14 protein-coding genes and 2 tRNA genes are annotated in these 17,434 nt (G+C 46.8%); 13 read left to right on the top strand and 3 right to left on the bottom strand.

What is annotated here, in order from left to right; translation table 11 throughout:
• Nucleotides 1–42: 42 nt before the first annotated feature.
• Genes FYJ45_RS20595 through FYJ45_RS20585 form a run of 3 tightly spaced genes read right to left on the bottom strand, consistent with a single transcriptional unit; the run spans nt 43 to nt 6,098 of the window.
• A complete protein-coding gene (locus tag FYJ45_RS20595; RefSeq protein ID WP_154467042.1) occupies nt 43–2,730 on the bottom strand; it encodes a glycosyl hydrolase in 2,688 nt (895 codons plus the stop codon).
• A gap of 12 nt (nt 2,731–2,742) precedes the next feature.
• Entirely contained in the window at nt 2,743–4,308 is a 1,566-nt protein-coding gene (locus tag FYJ45_RS20590; RefSeq protein ID WP_154467041.1) for a response regulator transcription factor, read from the bottom strand.
• A complete protein-coding gene (locus FYJ45_RS20585) occupies nt 4,305–6,098 on the bottom strand; it encodes a sensor histidine kinase (RefSeq protein ID WP_195841915.1) in 1,794 nt (597 codons plus the stop codon). The genes FYJ45_RS20590 and FYJ45_RS20585 overlap by 4 nt, the downstream gene beginning before the upstream one ends.
• A gap of 319 nt (nt 6,099–6,417) precedes the next feature.
• Between FYJ45_RS20585 and FYJ45_RS20580 the strand changes: the two genes are divergently transcribed.
• The 13 genes from FYJ45_RS20580 to FYJ45_RS20520 all read left to right on the top strand — a co-directional run bounded on the left by FYJ45_RS20580 (nt 6,418) and on the right by FYJ45_RS20520 (nt 17,133).
• Complete coding sequence (locus tag FYJ45_RS20580; RefSeq protein WP_235930925.1) at nt 6,418–7,344, top strand: ABC transporter permease; 927 nt, start codon at nt 6,418–6,420, stop codon at nt 7,342–7,344.
• A 52-nt stretch (nt 7,345–7,396) separates the two neighbouring features.
• Entirely contained in the window at nt 7,397–8,290 is an 894-nt protein-coding gene (locus FYJ45_RS20575) for a carbohydrate ABC transporter permease (protein WP_154467039.1), read from the top strand.
• A gap of 17 nt (nt 8,291–8,307) precedes the next feature.
• The gene (locus tag FYJ45_RS20570) at nt 8,308–10,074 is read left to right on the top strand and encodes a type 2 periplasmic-binding domain-containing protein (RefSeq protein ID WP_154467038.1); all 1,767 of its coding nucleotides are present in this window, start codon (nt 8,308–8,310) and stop codon (nt 10,072–10,074) included.
• A 242-nt stretch (nt 10,075–10,316) separates the two neighbouring features.
• Nucleotides 10,317–11,384, top strand: coding sequence for a LacI family DNA-binding transcriptional regulator (locus FYJ45_RS20565; protein ID WP_154467037.1), 1,068 nt, complete (start codon nt 10,317–10,319; stop codon nt 11,382–11,384).
• A 126-nt stretch (nt 11,385–11,510) separates the two neighbouring features.
• Nucleotides 11,511–13,559: a beta-galactosidase gene (locus FYJ45_RS20560; protein WP_154467036.1), complete on the top strand. Its 2,049-nt coding sequence runs from the start codon at nt 11,511–11,513 to the stop codon at nt 13,557–13,559.
• A gap of 318 nt (nt 13,560–13,877) precedes the next feature.
• Nucleotides 13,878–14,663 carry a hypothetical protein gene (locus FYJ45_RS29745; protein ID WP_195841914.1) on the top strand — a complete coding sequence of 262 codons (786 nt, stop codon included), beginning with the start codon at nt 13,878–13,880 and terminating at the stop codon, nt 14,661–14,663.
• Between the two features lie 147 nt (nt 14,664–14,810).
• The gene (locus FYJ45_RS20550; RefSeq protein ID WP_154467035.1) at nt 14,811–15,110 is read left to right on the top strand and encodes a hypothetical protein; all 300 of its coding nucleotides are present in this window, start codon (nt 14,811–14,813) and stop codon (nt 15,108–15,110) included.
• Between the two features lie 23 nt (nt 15,111–15,133).
• Nucleotides 15,134–15,307: a hypothetical protein gene (locus FYJ45_RS20545; RefSeq protein WP_154467034.1), complete on the top strand. Its 174-nt coding sequence runs from the start codon at nt 15,134–15,136 to the stop codon at nt 15,305–15,307.
• Between the two features lie 90 nt (nt 15,308–15,397).
• The gene (locus tag FYJ45_RS20540) at nt 15,398–15,682 is read left to right on the top strand and encodes a hypothetical protein (RefSeq protein ID WP_154467033.1); all 285 of its coding nucleotides are present in this window, start codon (nt 15,398–15,400) and stop codon (nt 15,680–15,682) included.
• A gap of 64 nt (nt 15,683–15,746) precedes the next feature.
• The gene (locus FYJ45_RS20535; protein ID WP_154467032.1) at nt 15,747–15,962 is read left to right on the top strand and encodes a hypothetical protein; all 216 of its coding nucleotides are present in this window, start codon (nt 15,747–15,749) and stop codon (nt 15,960–15,962) included.
• Between the two features lie 350 nt (nt 15,963–16,312).
• Complete coding sequence (locus tag FYJ45_RS20530) at nt 16,313–16,822, top strand: hypothetical protein (RefSeq protein WP_154467031.1); 510 nt, start codon at nt 16,313–16,315, stop codon at nt 16,820–16,822.
• A 156-nt stretch (nt 16,823–16,978) separates the two neighbouring features.
• A tRNA-Val gene (locus FYJ45_RS20525) sits at nt 16,979–17,051 on the top strand.
• A gap of 8 nt (nt 17,052–17,059) precedes the next feature.
• Nucleotides 17,060–17,133: transfer RNA gene (locus FYJ45_RS20520), tRNA-Met, on the top strand.
• Nucleotides 17,134–17,434: the final 301 nt, after the last annotated feature.

Genomic DNA, 17,434 nt, shown 5'->3' with positions numbered 1-17,434 from the left:
TTCCTTCCTCTGCCTGAAAAGTGTGGAGCCGTTTCAGCATTATCAATAGGTCTCCAGCCAAAGCTGTCCGCATATTCCCATGGGGTGCAGCGGTGTATTTACCGATGGATTATCCTTGACATAAGGGAAAACCGTCGTTACATTTTCTATGCTCAGATGATTGCGTCCATTCTCAAGAAGTTTTCCGACAGCAAAACGGTATGGTGTACCAAGCCGCACGCCAGCCTCTTTTCCGTTTAATTTTACGGTTACAATTTCATTTGCCCCGTCAAAAAAGAGACTCTCATTTTCAGGTGCTCCTGCAGGGCGGTGGTATGTAAAATCCAGTTCATAGCGGAGTACGCCATGGAAGCCCTTTTGGTAACAGCTACGGAAGCTGTCAAGCATAGACAGATCCTGCAGCTTATCAAGAATGGTAATGAAACGGAAATCTCCCTGCATTTCTGTGAAGCATGCGGAAAGACGGATGCTTTCCCCAAGCTCTGTTTTGTCCGATGGCTGATTCCGGCAGGGATTTAAACCGTCCTTCGCAATGGGAATTTCTGATATGTATATCCGGGATTCCCCTGGCTCTAAATGCAGCATCAGCGTGTTATTCTGTATTTCGGCCTTGCAAAGCTTGTTTTCAAACGCGTCATATTCGGCAAAAGGTTGAAATGCCTGGAAACAAATTACTTCATGTACAGGCTTCGCGATATGTTCATTCATCAGCATGACGCATTCGAAACCGTCGCCGGCGTAATGATAAGCACGCAGGTCCTTATATTCATTGCCGGAAAGGATGCTGAATACCGGAAGAGAATGGCTTCGGATATAGGACCTTAATTCTGATAAAGTGAAAACCAGCGCCTTTTTGCTGCACACATCCAGACTGTCCCGGCAGTCTGTCCCTTCACAGGAAGCAGTGGGAAGTGCATCGATAAAAACGATTGGAAAGCCCTGTCTGCATAGTTGTGCAAGCTTTTCCAGCAATCTGAAAGGCAGCTTTTGTGAATAAGGGATGATGAGCAGCTTCAGGAAAAGTGAGCCTGTACGGAGAAGAAGGCTTCCGGGGATATCCTTATCTGTGATTAATTCAGCTTCCATAATACGATCTGCGGAAATGACATCATAGTCAGCCTGGCTTTCCATGCAGACACGTCCGGGCTTTTGGAAGAGCATGGCCTCACCGGCCCATTCCGCTTCTGCGTGATACAAAATCCCTATGGAGGATAAGCTCCTGCCGTTGCTGAGAATATGGGAAACCCGGTTCATGTATTCAAATAAATACCGCAGATATGCAGACTGCATGTTGATTCCGTGGGCATAAAAATGGGGAGGACAGTCTGGGTCAGGAAAGGCTTTGGGGGAGAACGCATGGGGAACAAAAATATTGATTCCCCTTACCAGCATGAAATCGGCAAGCCATTTCATTGTCTGTGCGCCTTCTGCCCAGCCGTAATTACCGAAAATCTCACACATGGCGCGCCCCTGTTTCTTGACATCCGTATGAGCATCTCCTGCACCCAGCTTAGCCAGGGCATAATGATAGAATTCCCCGTCGGATTTGGAGTTCAGAGCAGCATTTGTGGTATGCAGGTTTTTGCGGCCGGGCAGTATCTGCGAGGTGACCACATCGATGCCGGACATATCCTGTCCAGTCATAGCCCGGAAGTAATGGCCTGCACTGGGACCCAGACGGGAGGAAGAGTTATTGTCCTCCAGTATGTGTCCGATATACTCCACGCCATGTTGCCGACACCAGTCGCCCAGCTGTACCGAGAAATTTTTTTCATACAGTCTGGTCACAGCCTCCATATAACGACTGCGGTATCGGGAATCTTTTTTTGGATCAGTGGCGTACCAAAGACTTACTAAATCCGGATAAGAAAAATCATCCTTCAGTAGTATGGATTCCAGCTCGGATGACCAGGGAAGGGGCATAATTTCTCTGCCAATGATGGCGTTGAAGTTAAACAATGTATCAATACAGTTGTAAAAACCGGGTTCATCGGAAAAGAAACCGGCGATTGTTTTACCGAAATCTTCTTTATATCTTTCATAGTGCGGTTCGTAGACTGCATCCAAAAGCATGGAAACAGATTCCTTTTGCAGAAGATTGACGTAAAAGTTGTTGGCTATTCCTGCATTTGCCGATTTGTATATAAGAAAAAGACGGTAAAAGCCTTCAGATACGGACAGCGGGAGAAGTCCATTTTGTATGGAACCGGTAACATCAATATACTGCGGACAGAGTTCTTCCGAAGACTCTTCCTTCCTTTGATAAAGTACGGCGCATAAAAGCTCCTTTTCACGGGAAAGCGGGCTTTCGGGGGACAGTGGAAATCCAATGCCCAGACCTGACAGAAGGGCATCCACGTCAACCCTGACTTCAGCCGGGCCGGCGATGTCCACCATAAGATGAAAGACCGTCCATTTTTGCAGGGAAGCATCGGCTTCCCGCATTACTCCGTTGGCAAAACCGGTGGGAAAGTGACAGTCATCCAGTATCCATACCTTCATATTCCGCTGCCGGGCTTCCGAAAGAATTACATCCATATCCTCCCACCACTTAGGACCTGCGAAATCCGGGTGCGGACGGGATTCAAGGCATACGGCCTGAATTCCCATATCCTGTATGACACCCATGTATTCGCGCAGGGTTTGCTCATCCTCACCATGCTGCCAGAAAAAAGGAAGAATATAATTCTCCTGTTTTCCTACCAGCGCTTCATGAATTCTTGTGTTCATAGCTCCTCCTCTTTAAGATTTTATTATTTCCTTCCGGTATTCACCGGGAGTCATATCCGTATATTTTTTGAACTGTGTATTAAAATATTTGTCATTTCCATAGCCAACCTTTTCAGCGATTTGTTTCGCCGACAGGTCCGTGTGGGACAATAATTCCTGCGCCCTGTCAATGCGCAGCCGGTTGATATAATCCGTAAAGCTGCAGCCGGTTTCCAGCTTCAGAATTCTTCCCAGGTATAAGGCGTTCAGATGAAAGGTATCGGCTATTGTTTTCAGATTGATGTCGCAGGCATAATTCTCATCCAGATAACGTATGATTTTCTTTATGTTTGCAGTGCCGGATAAGGTTTTATCGCCTTCCATTGAAAAAATCCGGTCGATCATCCTGTGGGCCCAGGAGTGGAGGGAATCATAATCGGTAAGTGTATAGGCATCCTCCAGCTCTTTTTCTATTTTTGTGCACTCCGTATCCGGTGAGGAACCATAAAGCCTGACATTGGAATATACCTTTGAAACAATCATATATGTCAGCATCTGAAGGCCATCCGTGGGGATATATCTGTTTGTATGAAAGATATCGTCGGTAATACTTACAATTTCCTCTTTATTATTATAATGGAATTTTTCATTGAGCTGCATGAGCTGGTCAAATTCCACATGGGGCAGCAGAAGCGCTTCATTTTCCACGGTTTCTTCAGCCCAGCGTATGGCGACGGAGCTGTTATAGCCGGCGGTGTTAATCAGGGCGGAGGCTTTTACATAGCTGTCAGGGATTGTATCAATGGTCTCCGCCATAAAACCGATGGAAGCATAGGCATAAAAGAGCGAGGTGGCGGAGACATAGTTTATAATATTGTCAAGATCTGCCTGTATTTCGCTTTTTCTGTCTGCACAGCCGCAAAATAACAGATACAGCATCCGTCCGCTGAAATCAGTGACCGTATTAATGTAGTCTTTTTCCTCCAGATGCCTTCGGATGGATTGAATGGGGGGCCTGTGGGAGACGGACAGGATTTCAGCCGGATCCTTGGGAAGAAATTTAAGGATGGCAACCCTGTAACCGCTGCTGCGCAGAGGAATGTGGATATAATCCTTTCGTTCCTCGATTTCTTCATAGGAAATCTTTCCCGTCATCAAACGGTAAAGCAGGTTGTTCCTGAGAATACGAAGTCCCTCCTCCAGCATCACCCTGTCCTGTCTCAGAGCCTGTATTTTATGGCGGACCTGATGAAGGGTCTGAGACATTTCCTGGGTATCCACAGGCTTGAGCAGATAATTCTCGATTCCCAGGCGGGCAGCAGTTTTAACGTATTCAAAATCGGAATAGCCGCTTAAGACGATGAATTTTGATTCATACTTTCTTTTGAGGCATTCCTGCATTAATTCGATGCCATTCATCACAGGCATTTTTATATCAGTGATAATCAGATCCACAGGCTGTTTTTCCAGATATTCCAGAGCAAGGGAGCCATTGGAAAAAACGGCCCTGACCTGCATTTGAAAATCTTCCCATCGGAACAGCTTAACCAGCCCTTCGCGAATCAGCGGCTCATCATCCACAATAATTACGTCAATCATTTCCCGATCTCTCCTTTTCGTATGAATGAAAAGATGATTTCTGTTCCTTTTCCATATTCTGAAAGGATTTGTAAATCACAGTCTTCGCCATAAAGCAGCTTCATTCGATGATAGATGTTATTTAAACCAATGCGTTCTGCGGTATTCATGGCAGGCTCCTGGAAGGAGCGCTGAAGTCTGACAAGGTCTGCTGGTGTAATACCAAAGCCGTTGTCCCGGATACGGAATACGGCAAAACCGTTTTCATCCTCTCCGGTTATCAGAAGGGTATTATCATTCCGGTTGCTGTCAAAGCCGTGCATAATATAATTTTCTATCATAACCAGCAGAGCATGCTGGATAATAGGTTCATCATAAAGCTCATTTTCAATCTGAAAGCTATAGCTGAAAAGATTTTTATATTCTATATCACATAGGCGCAGATAATTTTTGCAGTTCTCTATTTCCTGACGGACGGGAAGAATTCCTTCGGTTTTAATGGAATTGCGGAATATCCGGGATAAAATATAAACCATTTCCGCAATTTCAGGCTCTTCGCGAAGAACCGCTTTCATACGGATTGCTTCCAGCGTATTGTACAGAAAATGCGGATTGATTTGGGACTGCAGCGCTTTCAGCTGGTAACGCTGATTCTCAATTTCTGTTTTATAAACCTTGTCAATGTAGAGATTGAGATCACGGAGCATGTCATTAAAGGAAACGGAGATATCATTCAGCTCGTTTTTATGCTTTTTGTCGATGGGGATATAGGTATCAAGCTCGCCATTCTGTATATGAAGCATGGTATTGTATATACGGTTGAGCTGCCGTGAACTGCTGTTGAGGTAAATGTAGATGCCGATGCAGGTAAGGAGCGTGAGAGTTCCGGTAGCGGAAAGCATCAGTAAAATATTTTTGCGAATATCCGCTGACAGGGTTTTCTGGGATACCATGCCCAGAATTCTGATGCCGGGATAGGAAATGGATTCCATATTGACAAAGTATTTGCCGTGTTCCATCTGTATCGGGGACTTTGTCAGGGAGGAACAGGAAATAAACTGATCCGCCCATGGAAAGGTCTGATCATACCAACGGCCTGAGGTGTCAAACAGGACATTTCCCTGCAGATCTATAATAAGAAAGTCTCCCTTTACCCCCGGGTAATTGGCAGAAAGATACGCATTTACAGCTTCAACGCTGTAATCAGCCTGAATTGCCCCGATATTTGTTATGGTTATTACATCCCGCAGACAATATATAAAGCTGTAGCTTCTTGAAGTGCCAAGTTTACTGTATGAGACAGATGGTATGACCTTCAGAACAGTAAGAGGGTTTCCATAGCATTCTATCAGAGGATAGAATTCGGAAATATTGCCTGGATAATTTTTTCGGACCTGCTTGGTAACAGAATAAATCTGATCGTCAGCCGCGGCGTAAAGTGTAAGAGAACTTAATTCTGAGCCTGAAGGAAAAGCTTCATAAAGAAAACGGTAAATTTCCTGCCGGGAGGAATAGGAATCCGCATGAGAAGAATTCAGGTGGGAAAAAAGTCCTTCTTTATATGCATAGTAGGATTCATAGGTATTATTCAGAAGCTGAAGAAAGTAGCCCTCCTGATCGGTTAGCAGCTCTGTCAATCCCTTCACTGCGGACATATTGTAGTCGAGACTGTATTGTTTGTTCTGTCTGGAAAAATTATAGTTTATAAGCAGAATCAGTACGGTAAAAATAAGAAGGATCAATATGATAATAAAACGGTATACGTTTGATATAAAATGCATTTTATGGTACGGCTTTGTATCTTTTGTCATCAAGTCTCCCCTGTTGTTAAGTGAATACATTATAGCTGTTCAGTAGCCTTACAGTTACAATAGATTTTACTATACATTCATGTATTTAAATATAACATTAATCACATTGGAAATGAATTACAAAAAGGATATGTCCGATTATAGAAAGTATATTTAATTGTATAAAATAAACTAAATATGATGAGGGTATAATAAAAAAGTTATGATTTTTATAATTTGAATATGCTTTTTGAAATAGATATTGTGTATTGTGCATGTAATAATGGCATCAAGACAGTAATAAATAATAAATTTTCAGATTGCAGGGAGGAGATAAAGAATGCGGGAAATGAAGCGGAAGCATAAGAAAATACATTTAACCAGAGGGAAAATAACATTGTTATGTATGACGATTCCTTCTATTATGTTTATTTTGGTATTTTCCTATTTTCCCATTTCGGGATGGATTTATTCTTTTTTTGATTACAGGATAGGGTATAAGCTTTCCAGGTGTGAATTTGTAGGGCTGAGTAATTTTGCCTATGCTTTCGGGGATCCTTACATAATAACCGTTATTTTAAATACGCTGGTTATCAGTGTGCTGGGACTGGCGGGACTTCCGCTGGCAGGGATGATTGCCATTTTGCTTTCAGAGGTGAAGGGCAGACGATTTAAAAAGACGGTGCAGACAGCAATCACTATTCCTAATTTTATCAGCTGGATTATTATATATTCCATTATGTTTTCATTGTTTTCAAATGACGGGCTGCTTACAACAATTATCCGCGGACTGACAGGAAACAGGGATTCCACGGTAACGCTGCTTACGAATCCGGGAACGGCAAAGCTTTTCATGGTACTGACAAATATTTGGAAGACGGTTGGTTATAATTCCATTATTTTTTTCGCAGCTGTAACGGGAATTGATTCGCAGCTGTACGATGCGGCATCGGTGGACGGCGCCGGCAGGTGGCAGAAGATTTTACATATAACGATACCGGGAATCCTGCCTACATTTATAACATTGCTCATCATATCTGTGGGAGCTATCTTGAATAATGGATTCGAGCAGTACTATGTATTCGTCAATCCCATGATTCAAAAAAACATTGAAGTGCTTGATTATTATGTTTACAGGATTGGAATGCTGAATAATGATATACCGGCATCTACGGCGGTCAGTATGATAAAGACCTTTATCAGTGTAATTTTGGTATTCGGCGTTAATAAGCTGTCGAAAAAAACATTAGGTCAATCAATTTTATAGGAACGATTAATACAGTATCGCAGTCAAGCCTGCGATATGCAGGAGGTATAAGATGAATAGGAAGAAACTTCCCGGAAAAGAAATTGCATTTCAGTCTATTATGATAATATTGTTTACTTTGCTATTTTTAAGCTGTATTTATCCTTTTTACTATATTTTTATAGCTTCCATCAGCAGTCCGGATGCAGTGAAAAAAACGATGATAACCTGGTATCCGCTGGAACCGACTTTTGCCAATTATCTGCAGGTTTTTAAGCTGAACGGTATCTTCAATGCCTTTATTGTGTCGGTCTCCAGAACCTTTGCAGGTACGGCGGTCACTCTGTTTTTCACGAGTATCCTCGCTTATACGCTGACTAAAAATGAACTGCCCTGCCGGAAGTTTTTTTACTCAATAGCTATTGTTTCCATGTACATAAATGCAGGATTGATTCCATGGTATCTGACCATGAGGACGATAGGACTGAAGGACAGTTTTCTTGTGTATATTCTGCCGACAGCAGTGTCGGCCTACAGTATGATACTGATTAAAACATATATGGAATCAATTACAGCGGGAATCGAAGAATCCGCCATGATAGACGGCGCCGGATATTTCACCATTTACTGGAGAATAGTCATGCCGATTTGTAAACCGGTGCTGGCGGCTATTATAGTATTCACCGCAGTGGGGCAATGGAATTCATGGACGGATAATCTGCTTCTGGTAAATAATATGAACTTAAAGACGCTGCAGATGACATTGCTGGAATATCTGAATCAGGCCACAAATGTAGCAAATATGGCCAGGACAGGAGGTGCGGGTGCAGTTTCAGGAGCAGCAATCAGTCCATTTACTCTGCGAATGACGATTACCATGGTAGTAACAGTTCCTATATTGGTGGTATATCCGTTTATGCAGAAATATTTTATTAATGGAATTATGATAGGAGCCGTAAAGGGCTGACAACAAGGAGGGTTATAATGAGAAAAGTATTAGGAAAAAGTGGAAAGAGGATTATGGCGGCGGCATTGGCAGCAGTTCTCGGATTGAGTCTGACTGCATGCCAAAGCAGCGCAAACCAGACTGCTGAAAACAATGCTGGGCAGGAAGAAAATGTTCAGGCAGGAGAAGAAGGTATTGAGCAGGTTACCATAGATATTTTTATGGATTCCGCAGGTGAAAATCCAATTACGGCAGGAATCCAGGATGATCCGGTTGCCCAGTATATTAAGGAGCAGACAGGAGTCACCCTGAATGTGGTTCTGTTCAGCAATGAAAAACAGCAGGCGATGGCAGCCAGCGGGGATTTATATGATGTGAACAGAATGGGGCTGCAGTATATCACCCCTTTGATTCAGGCGGGAGCGGTACAGAGTCTGGATGAGTATCTTTCCTATGCGCCCAGTATGGCAGAGGGATTCCCGGAGATGGTCAATTACAGCAAGGGTTATCTGGGCAATGGGGAAAATAAGATGTATGCCATTTGTGCCAGAGGCAAAAATCAGGCATCGCCGCTTGCTACCTCCAGATATGGAAATTTTATCCGCTGGGAATGGTATAAAGAGGCTGGAAGCCCGGAAATCAAATCCATTGATGATTTCCTGAACCTGCTGAAGACAATTCAGGACAAGCACCCGCAGACGGAATCAGGGAAAAAGACCTATGGCATTTCAAGATTTAATGACTGGGGACTGAACCATACGCTTTCGGATCCTGTGATTTGGAAATACTGTGCACAATATGGACTGAATGATTTATGCTCCTTCCATATTCCGGATTTGGAATATATTGATTTATATAATGAAAATCATATGTACTGGATTGCGGCGGACATGTATTTTAAGGCCAATCAGATGGGATTGCTGGACCCGGAAACCTATACGCAGAAAAATGAGGATTACAGCCAGAAAATCAATGAAGGACAGGTGTTTTACAGCTCCATGGAATGGGATTTTGACGCCGGTAATGCAGAACTGAGTAAGGCGGGAGGAAAAGATAAGTTTGTTGATATTCCATGGGCTGATACCGCGGAATTCCCTGCATGGATATCCAGGGCATCGGAATTCGGGATGGCTGCAAGAACCTTTGTTGTATCCTCCAAATGTGATGAGACTAAGATGAAGGCTATCATGAGGCTGTTTGATTTCCTGTTTTCTGAGGATGGTTCCCGGACAATAATGAACGGACCCAAGGGTATAACCTGGGACTATGATGAAAATGGGGTTGCAGTGCTGACTGAGGACTGCAAACAGAAACTGAAGGAAAACCCGGATTACCTGCTGGAACAGGGTGCAAACCGTTATCTGGGACTGGTAGGACAGGATTACGACGCTCTGTCGGCAACCCAGGCCAATGAAGGAAAATATATTGATTTACGGCTGAATAAGGAATATGTGGAAGAAAACATGACGGATGCGGATAAGGATTACTGTGATTTCTACGGTGTGGATGTTCCGCTGGAGGTATCAACCAAAAGAGAAAACCAGTCCACAATTCATGAAGGCTATATCAATCTTATGCCGGCAGAAAATCCTACGGATATTCAGAGAAGCATAACAAAAATCAGCGATTATCTGCAGCAGGCTGTTCCTGATATGGTATTCTCCGAAACACAGGAGGAGTATGATCAGAAGTATGCGCAGATACAGGCAGAGCTTAAGAATATGGGGTATGATGATGTAACCGCGTATTTTAAAGAAGCATGGGAAAATGCAATTTCAAACTATAAGGAATTAACCGCTAAATAAGGTTTTAATCCGGGGAAAAACCGCTGTAAGGCAGAAGATAGCTGCCTTACAGCGGTTTCCCTTTTTCAGAATGTGGCCCCGTGACCACATTTTCCGCTATTGCAACCTTTTTTCATAAAAGCTAAGATACAATCATACCCCCATATGTTACAATAACCTCATATCCTGTCAGGTTCCGGGCAGAAAAAGACGGCGGACGGCAGGAACAGCCTGAAACCTTATTGCTGAAAAGGGGAGAGAGAATGGTCACCAGAAAAAAGGTTGCGCTCAGAGCCGGCGTATCGGTTTCCGTGGTATCCAGGGCGATGAACAACAGCGGATACGTGGAGGCGGAGAAGAAAAAAAGAATACTGGCCATAGCGGAGGAGCTTGGCTACTATCCCCATCCTGTGGCGGAGGCGCTGCAGAAGAGGAGGACGAAGCAGATTCTTTTTTTCTGCAAGGATCTGAAGAATTCTTTTTATATAGATATGTACAGAGGGATGGTGGAGGCGGCCGGGAAGAGGGATTATATGGTGGTCTTCAACGGCAGCATGGATTTTGAGAAAATCAGGAATGCCATGATTGACGGAATTATCATGCCAAATGAAGGCATTACCCAGCATTACCTGGATACGGTGGGGAGGAATTACCGCCTTCCGGTGGTGAGCGCTTCTTACGGAAATGCGGAGGGCTTTTCCAGGGCGGTGCCACGGGTGGAAATCGATATGGTCAGGGTGATGGAGCTTGCGGTCCGCGCGCTGCGTGAAAACGGGCACAGGAGGATTGCGCTGGGCATGCCATATCCTTTCAGCTCCATGGATGCCAGGAGACTTTCCTTCTGCTCGCTGATGAAGGAAGTTTACGGAGACAGGCTGAAGGAGTATTATATCGGCGTCCACAGGGAAGATATGGCGGGAGACAGCAGAATTTTATCCTTTCTGGAGGATGAGAGGCGGGAGGACGGCATGCAGCTGATGGAGGAGGATTTTTTCGGGAAAGGGGAGCTGGCGGCAAGGCTGTTTGCGGAAAGAAGGCTGGATGCCACGGCGGTGGTGGCCTTTAACGATGAATTTGCGCTGGGGATGTGCAAGGCCTTTCATTCCATGGGGCTGCGGGTGCCGGAGGATATTTCTATCATAGGGATCGATGGAAGCTCCGCCAGGAAGTATATGGATCCGCTGCTCACCTCGGTGGGCCTGTTTCCGGAAAAACAGGGAGCGAAATGCGCGGATATCCTGCTGGATATGCTGGAGGGGAAAAAAGTAAAGTATGTGTCAGGCTCGCCGGTACAGCTGGTAAAGGGCGCTTCGGTGAGAAAAATCAGATAGTGCCGTAAAGTGCCGTAATTATTTTGGGCGGATGCGGTAAAAAGAAGGGAATTAAGCAGCTGTAAAGATATTGGACGGCTGGAAAAATAAAATGTGCAGCCCCAGGGGGGCGGAAGGAGAGGAATTATGGAACGGAGTATGAACCTGGAAAAAATCACGCTGGGCACCTGCTATTATCCGGAGCATTGGCCGGAGGGCATGTGGGAAGAGGATCTGCGGCGGATGCTGGAGAATGGGATTGAAGTGGTCCGTGTGGCGGAGTTTGCCTGGAGCAAAATCGAACCCAGGGAAGGGGAATTTACCTATGATTTTTTTGACCGGTTTCTGGAAATAGCGGAACGCACGGGCATGAAGGTCATTTTCTGTACGCCAAGCGCCACGCCGCCGGCATGGCTTACCAACAGATACCCGGAGGTGCTCAATGCCAGACAGGACGGCGTGCTTTACCGTCACGGCTGCCGGAGGCATTACAACTACAATTCTCCGAAATATCAGGAGCTGGTGAAACGGATCGTGGAGAAATCCGCCGCCCATTATGCGGCGCATCCTGCCATCATCGGCTGGCAGATTGACAATGAGCTTAACTGTGAGGTGAATGAGTTTTATTCCGAAAGCGATACGGCGGCTTTCCGTGTGTTCCTTCAGGAAAAATACGGTACGCTGGACCGACTGAACGAAGCCTGGGGGACAGTTTTCTGGAATCAGACCTATACGGAGTGGGAGGAAATCTATGTGCCCCGGCCGACGCCCAGTAATTCCACCAATCCTCATGAGGTACTGGATTATATACGTTTTATTTCCGACAGTACCTGTCGTTTTGCAAGAATGCAGAGCGATATTCTGAAAAAATATGTAAAGCCTGGGGATTTCATTACCACAAACGGACTGTTCGGGAATCTGGATAACCACCGTATGACGGAGGAAAGCCTTGATTTTATCACCTATGACTCCTACCCGAATTTTGCTTATTGCCTGGATTCCTATGAGCCGGACGATAAAAGTATGCGGGACAGAAAGTGGAGCCGCAATCTGGCGGAGGCCAGAGCGATTTCCCCCAATTTTGGCATTATGGAGCAGCAGTCGGGAGCAAATGGCTGGAACAGCCGGATGGAAGCACCCACGCCAAAGCCGGGGCAGATGACGCTGTGGACGATGCAGAGTATTGCCCACGGGGCGGATTATGTGAGTTATTTCCGGTGGCGTACCTGCACTATGGGGACGGAGATTTACTGGCACGGCATTTTGGACTATTCGGGAAGGGACAACAGGCGGCTTTCCGAGCTGAAGGAAATTCATGAGAAAGCAGGACGTATGGCCTGTGTAGCGGGAAGCCGTTATCAGGCGAAGGTGGGGCTTGTAAGAGATTACGATAATCTGTGGGACAGCGTAGTGGACGCCTGGCATGGAAGAGTGGAGAGGGAAAGCGACAAAGGGCTTTTTGAGGCTTGCCAGAGAAAGCATACGCCCTTTGACTTCTGCTATCTGGATCATATGGAGGCGGAAGAACTGTCAAAATATCAGGTTCTGTTCTATCCTCATGCAACCATGCTGACACAGCAGATGACGGATAAGCTGACGGCATATGTGGAGCAGGGCGGCTGTCTGGTGCTGGGCTGCCGCACCGGGTATAAGGATGAGACGGGAAAATGTGTGATGAGTAAATTGCCAGGCCTGCTTGCGCCGCTGACAGGGACGGATATTCCGGAATATACCTTTGTTTCCCCGGCGGACGGAACGGTTTATGCGGACTGGGACGGCACCCGGATCGAAGCGGCGGTATTTAACGATCTGCTTGCGCCGCTGACAGAGGATGCGAAGGTGGAGGCAAGGTTTTCTTCCAGCTATTACGCGGGGACACCGGCGCTTATCAGCAGGGAGCAGGGAAAAGGAAGGGTGTATTATTTTGGCGGCGCTTTTTCTGAGCATACGGCGGAGGTTTTCCTGGAAAAGCTGGGCGTTGCAGAGCCTTACGCAGATACAGTAGTATTGCCGGAGGGCTGTGAGCTGGCGGTCAGGGAAGGGGAACAGACGTATCTGTTTGTTTTGAATTACCTGGATGAATGCGCTGTTGTGGAACTGAAAAAGGAATGCGTGGATCTGTTCACGGGAGAAACGGTTTCCGAAAGCGTGGAGCTGAAGCCATTTGAGGCAAAGGTGCTGGCTGTGGGGAAATAAATTTTGCCGGAATGATGAATCAATTTTCTGGAAATTGGATAAATCCGTTCTGTCTTATGGCAGGGCGGATTTTTCCATGTGAATTATGCGGCGGGGTGCTTGACTTTGTTTTTGCCTGGGGAACAAGCTGGCAGCAGTTAAAATGAACCGCCGCCGGGCGCTTCTATTTGGCCGGATTGAAAGATAAAGTGAGGAGACAGGAGGTAGCATATGAAACGAGCATTGGCCTGTACGCTGGCATTTTTGCTGACATTTACGACCGTGCTTCCGGCAAACGCTTCCGCGGCAGGAGTACATGCGTAGACGCAGGCGGAAACGGTGGCTGTCATGCAGGAAAACGGCGGCGTGGACAGCATGGAGAATTCATCGGGAGCTTCCGCGGCATCGGAAGCCGGCGGTTCTGCGTCCGGAAGGAAGAATGAGAACCTCGGCGGAGCCGGAAACGCATCGGACAACGGAGCGGGGACGGAGTCAGGGAATAAACCGGAATCTGCAGCGGAATCGGAATCCGTACCCGGAAGTGAAGCACCGTCTGGGAATGGCTCAGCGGCCGGTACAGAAACGGGATCCCCGGCAGAAACAGGATCCGCGGCAGAAACGGGCGCTACAGCAGAAACAGGATCCGCAGCAGAAACAGGTACTGAAAATGGTTCTCAGGATAGGACACAGCTCCCGTCAGAAACGGAGAGCAGTTCAGAGACAGAAAGCAATTCAGGAACGGAAACGGGAACCGAGATGGAAACAGAAACCGAACTGGAGACGCAGACCGAAACGGAACTGGAAACGGAGACAGAAACCGAGACAGAAACAGAAACCGAGGATGCGCTTCTGAAAGGATCCAAGCAGAGAAAACCGGCGGTGACTGGAATAACGCAGCGCCGTCGGAAAACCGCAGGGGCGGCATTGAGCTGCAAATCGGTAATGTGCTGGACCAGGAAATTCCCCTTAGAATCTGGCTTACCAGGGACGGGGAAGAGAAGCAGTCCCGGGAGGTATCTCTTGGAACCCAGAATCGGGAGTAGGTATCCTTTGACGGGCTGGAATCCGGGACCTGGGAGCTGCATCTGTCGGCAAAAGGCTTCCTGGAGTACAGGCAGATCATAGAGTTGGACGGTGAAATTAAAAGCGGGGAAATTTACACTGGATTTCTGAAGCTTTCCAAGGGCGCTTATGAATCCGGCAGCAGCCATCCGGGAGTCCTTGTGATCGGGGATGTAAATGGTGACGGCAGGCTGGATGATGAGGATAAAAATGCCATTATCAGCAACGCTTATGGATTTACAGCATTTTGCCGACAGCCTGGAACGCCGGAAAAGGGGTGCGGATACACAGGCGGTTCTGACCAGCAGGCTTTCCAAAGAAAGTGTGGCTGTTAATCTGAATCAGGAAGGCGGGACTGCGCTGAAGGATGGAAATCCGGAGGACTTGTTAAGCGGAAACAAAACTGTGACATTTTCCAGGAATGACGGGGAAGAAATTTCCGATGAAAATCCCGTTGAATTCGGTTTTATCTTGTCCCTGATGAAAAACAGGAAGACGGAGAAGCCGTAATTCTGGAAACCATTGAAGTAACCATGGGTGACCATCAGGTTGAAAACGGTGAAGTCCATGTGATAACCGCTGAAAACGAAGAAGGAATCATCCTTCCCATAGGAAAAGAAACATCACGGGCAAGGCTGTTCAGCTCTTCATCAGACATGTATGTCAAGCTGGAAGATGGCAAGATAACTGTTGACCTGGGCGGATAGGTAGCGGTAAAGAAGGTAACTTTCAGGATAACGAAAACGACTAACGGCGGCACCCTTGCGGATATCTCCAGGGTAGAGTTCCTCAACGACATGGCAAACCGCATACCGAAGCCTGAAATGGACATTCCCCAGGAGGTGCTGGCCGTAGGAGCGGACAAATCCTTTACGGTAACCTGGAAGCCATGTGTGAATGTAACAAAAGGCGGAAAGCTGAAGAATGGAGATACGTACGGCGTGCCCGTCCAGTCGGTGAACGGCACCTGGTCCAGCGGCTACAGCACGGGTGTGGCGGTAACGCCTGAAACGGCCAAAAAGCCGGATCCCCCGGAAAATATCAAGGCAGCCGGAGGTTACCGCCGTATATTCATCAGCTAGAAAAATATGAAGGATACGGAAAGCTACCGTATTTTTTATAAGGAAGAAGGAACGGATAAGTATATTGTCATTGATAATATTGAAGGCACGAACGGACGGCAGCAAATGGACTACGGTAAAGATCGGTACCTTTGAAAATAAAAAGGGCAGCCAGACGGTTTACTTTGAAAATGAACAGAAGGATCCCTGGATCTGCACCTATGACGCAGCTTATGTCCGGATTAAGACGAATAGCCCTGAAATGACGGTTACGGAACTGGATTTACTGGATCGCGCCTGATGAACAGGGTGAGCTTCCGAAGATCACAGGAAAGGTACGCGCAGAGCTTTACCGGGTGGACAATGCCATGACCAATGAGGGGCAGAGACTGGTCAGCGATACGCTGCCGCTGGAAATGCCTGATAAGCTGGATTCCATTATATTAAAGGGCGGCCAGGAAACTGAGTAAGATACGGGCGTGCCAGGGCGGGCGGTGCTTATTATAAAAAGCGCCGTACTGCCCCGGCAGTCAGGATCAGAATGAAGGGCAGGGAAGCAATCAGAGTCAAGGCGGCGGCCAGTCCGAAAATACGCAGGAAAACTCCGCCAATAACAGCAGCACAGGCCTGTATGATGAAACGACCCAGCTGGTGAATGATCCCAATGCCGCGCTGTCGATACCCTCCTATATCATCAGAGACAACGGCGCGGGTGAAGGTCTGGCAGACTTAAACCAGGGAAAGAAGACCACAGCCGCTCCCATAAAGGCAAAGACATCCTCCGGAGAAAAAAATGGAGTAGAGGATAGTAAGGTGACGGTAATAAATCCTGCGGATGGTCCCGATGGCATCCTGGTGGCGGAAAATGAGGCGGACGGCGAAATTGGTGCTGCGGGCGGCGCAGCGGCTTCCGGTTCCGGAGCTGCGGCGGAGGGACAAGACGGCGGCAGCGAAGGTGCCGCAGTGGGGGAAGAAATCCTTCTGGACAAGGAAAATGGCGGCGTTCAGGGGCAGAAGCAGCAGGCTGGTTCAGGGAAACATATGGCTCTCATTGTTGTTCTGGCGGCAGCAGGCTTATGTATCATTGCGGCAGCCGTGTTCTTCCTTTGCAGCAAAGGCCGCAAAAACAGCCCCGGCAGAAGAAAAAAAGGCCGTAAATAATACTCGGATAAATGATGAAAAAAACTCGAAAAACGCTTTGAAAAAGTTGTAAAAAAATTTAAAAAAATGTGTTGACAAGTTGTCCCATTTTTTGTATACTAATCAAGCAGGTTGCGAGTGCGGTAAACAAAGCACCTCAGAGACTTGTTTGATTATGGGATCTTAGCTCAGCTGGGAGAGCATCTGCCTTACAAGCAGAGGGTCATAGGTTCGAGCCCTATAGGTCCCATATAATCTGGCGAGATAGCTCAGCTGGCTAGAGCACACGGTTCATACCCGTGGTGTCGAGGGTTCAAGTCCCCCTCTCGCTACTCGAATATGGTTAGCGGAAATGTTTATTAGAACATTTCCGCTATTTTTTGGTGTGCCCGGTGGGCACACGTTCTAACGGGTGAAAGTCCCCAATCCGCCCGGCAGTGGGAAGGATACAGCCGAAGCCAAGGGTGTCCGCCGTGAGACGGAATCTGAAGAAAGGATTAGGCAACACTCTGGCTTGCTACATCTGAGGCTAAATGCAGGGATAAGGTTGCCAAACAAACCAAAGTCCGATAACTGCACGGAACTGCATTTAGTAGTTATGAAGTGAGTATAAGAGGGAAAGAGCGTGTGAGT

This window comes from Eisenbergiella porci (genome assembly GCF_009696275.1).
Lineage (GTDB): Bacteria > Bacillota > Clostridia > Lachnospirales > Lachnospiraceae > Eisenbergiella > Eisenbergiella porci.
The sequence above is the reverse complement of the archived record's forward strand: the minus strand, read 5'-3'. Positions and strand labels throughout refer to the sequence as shown.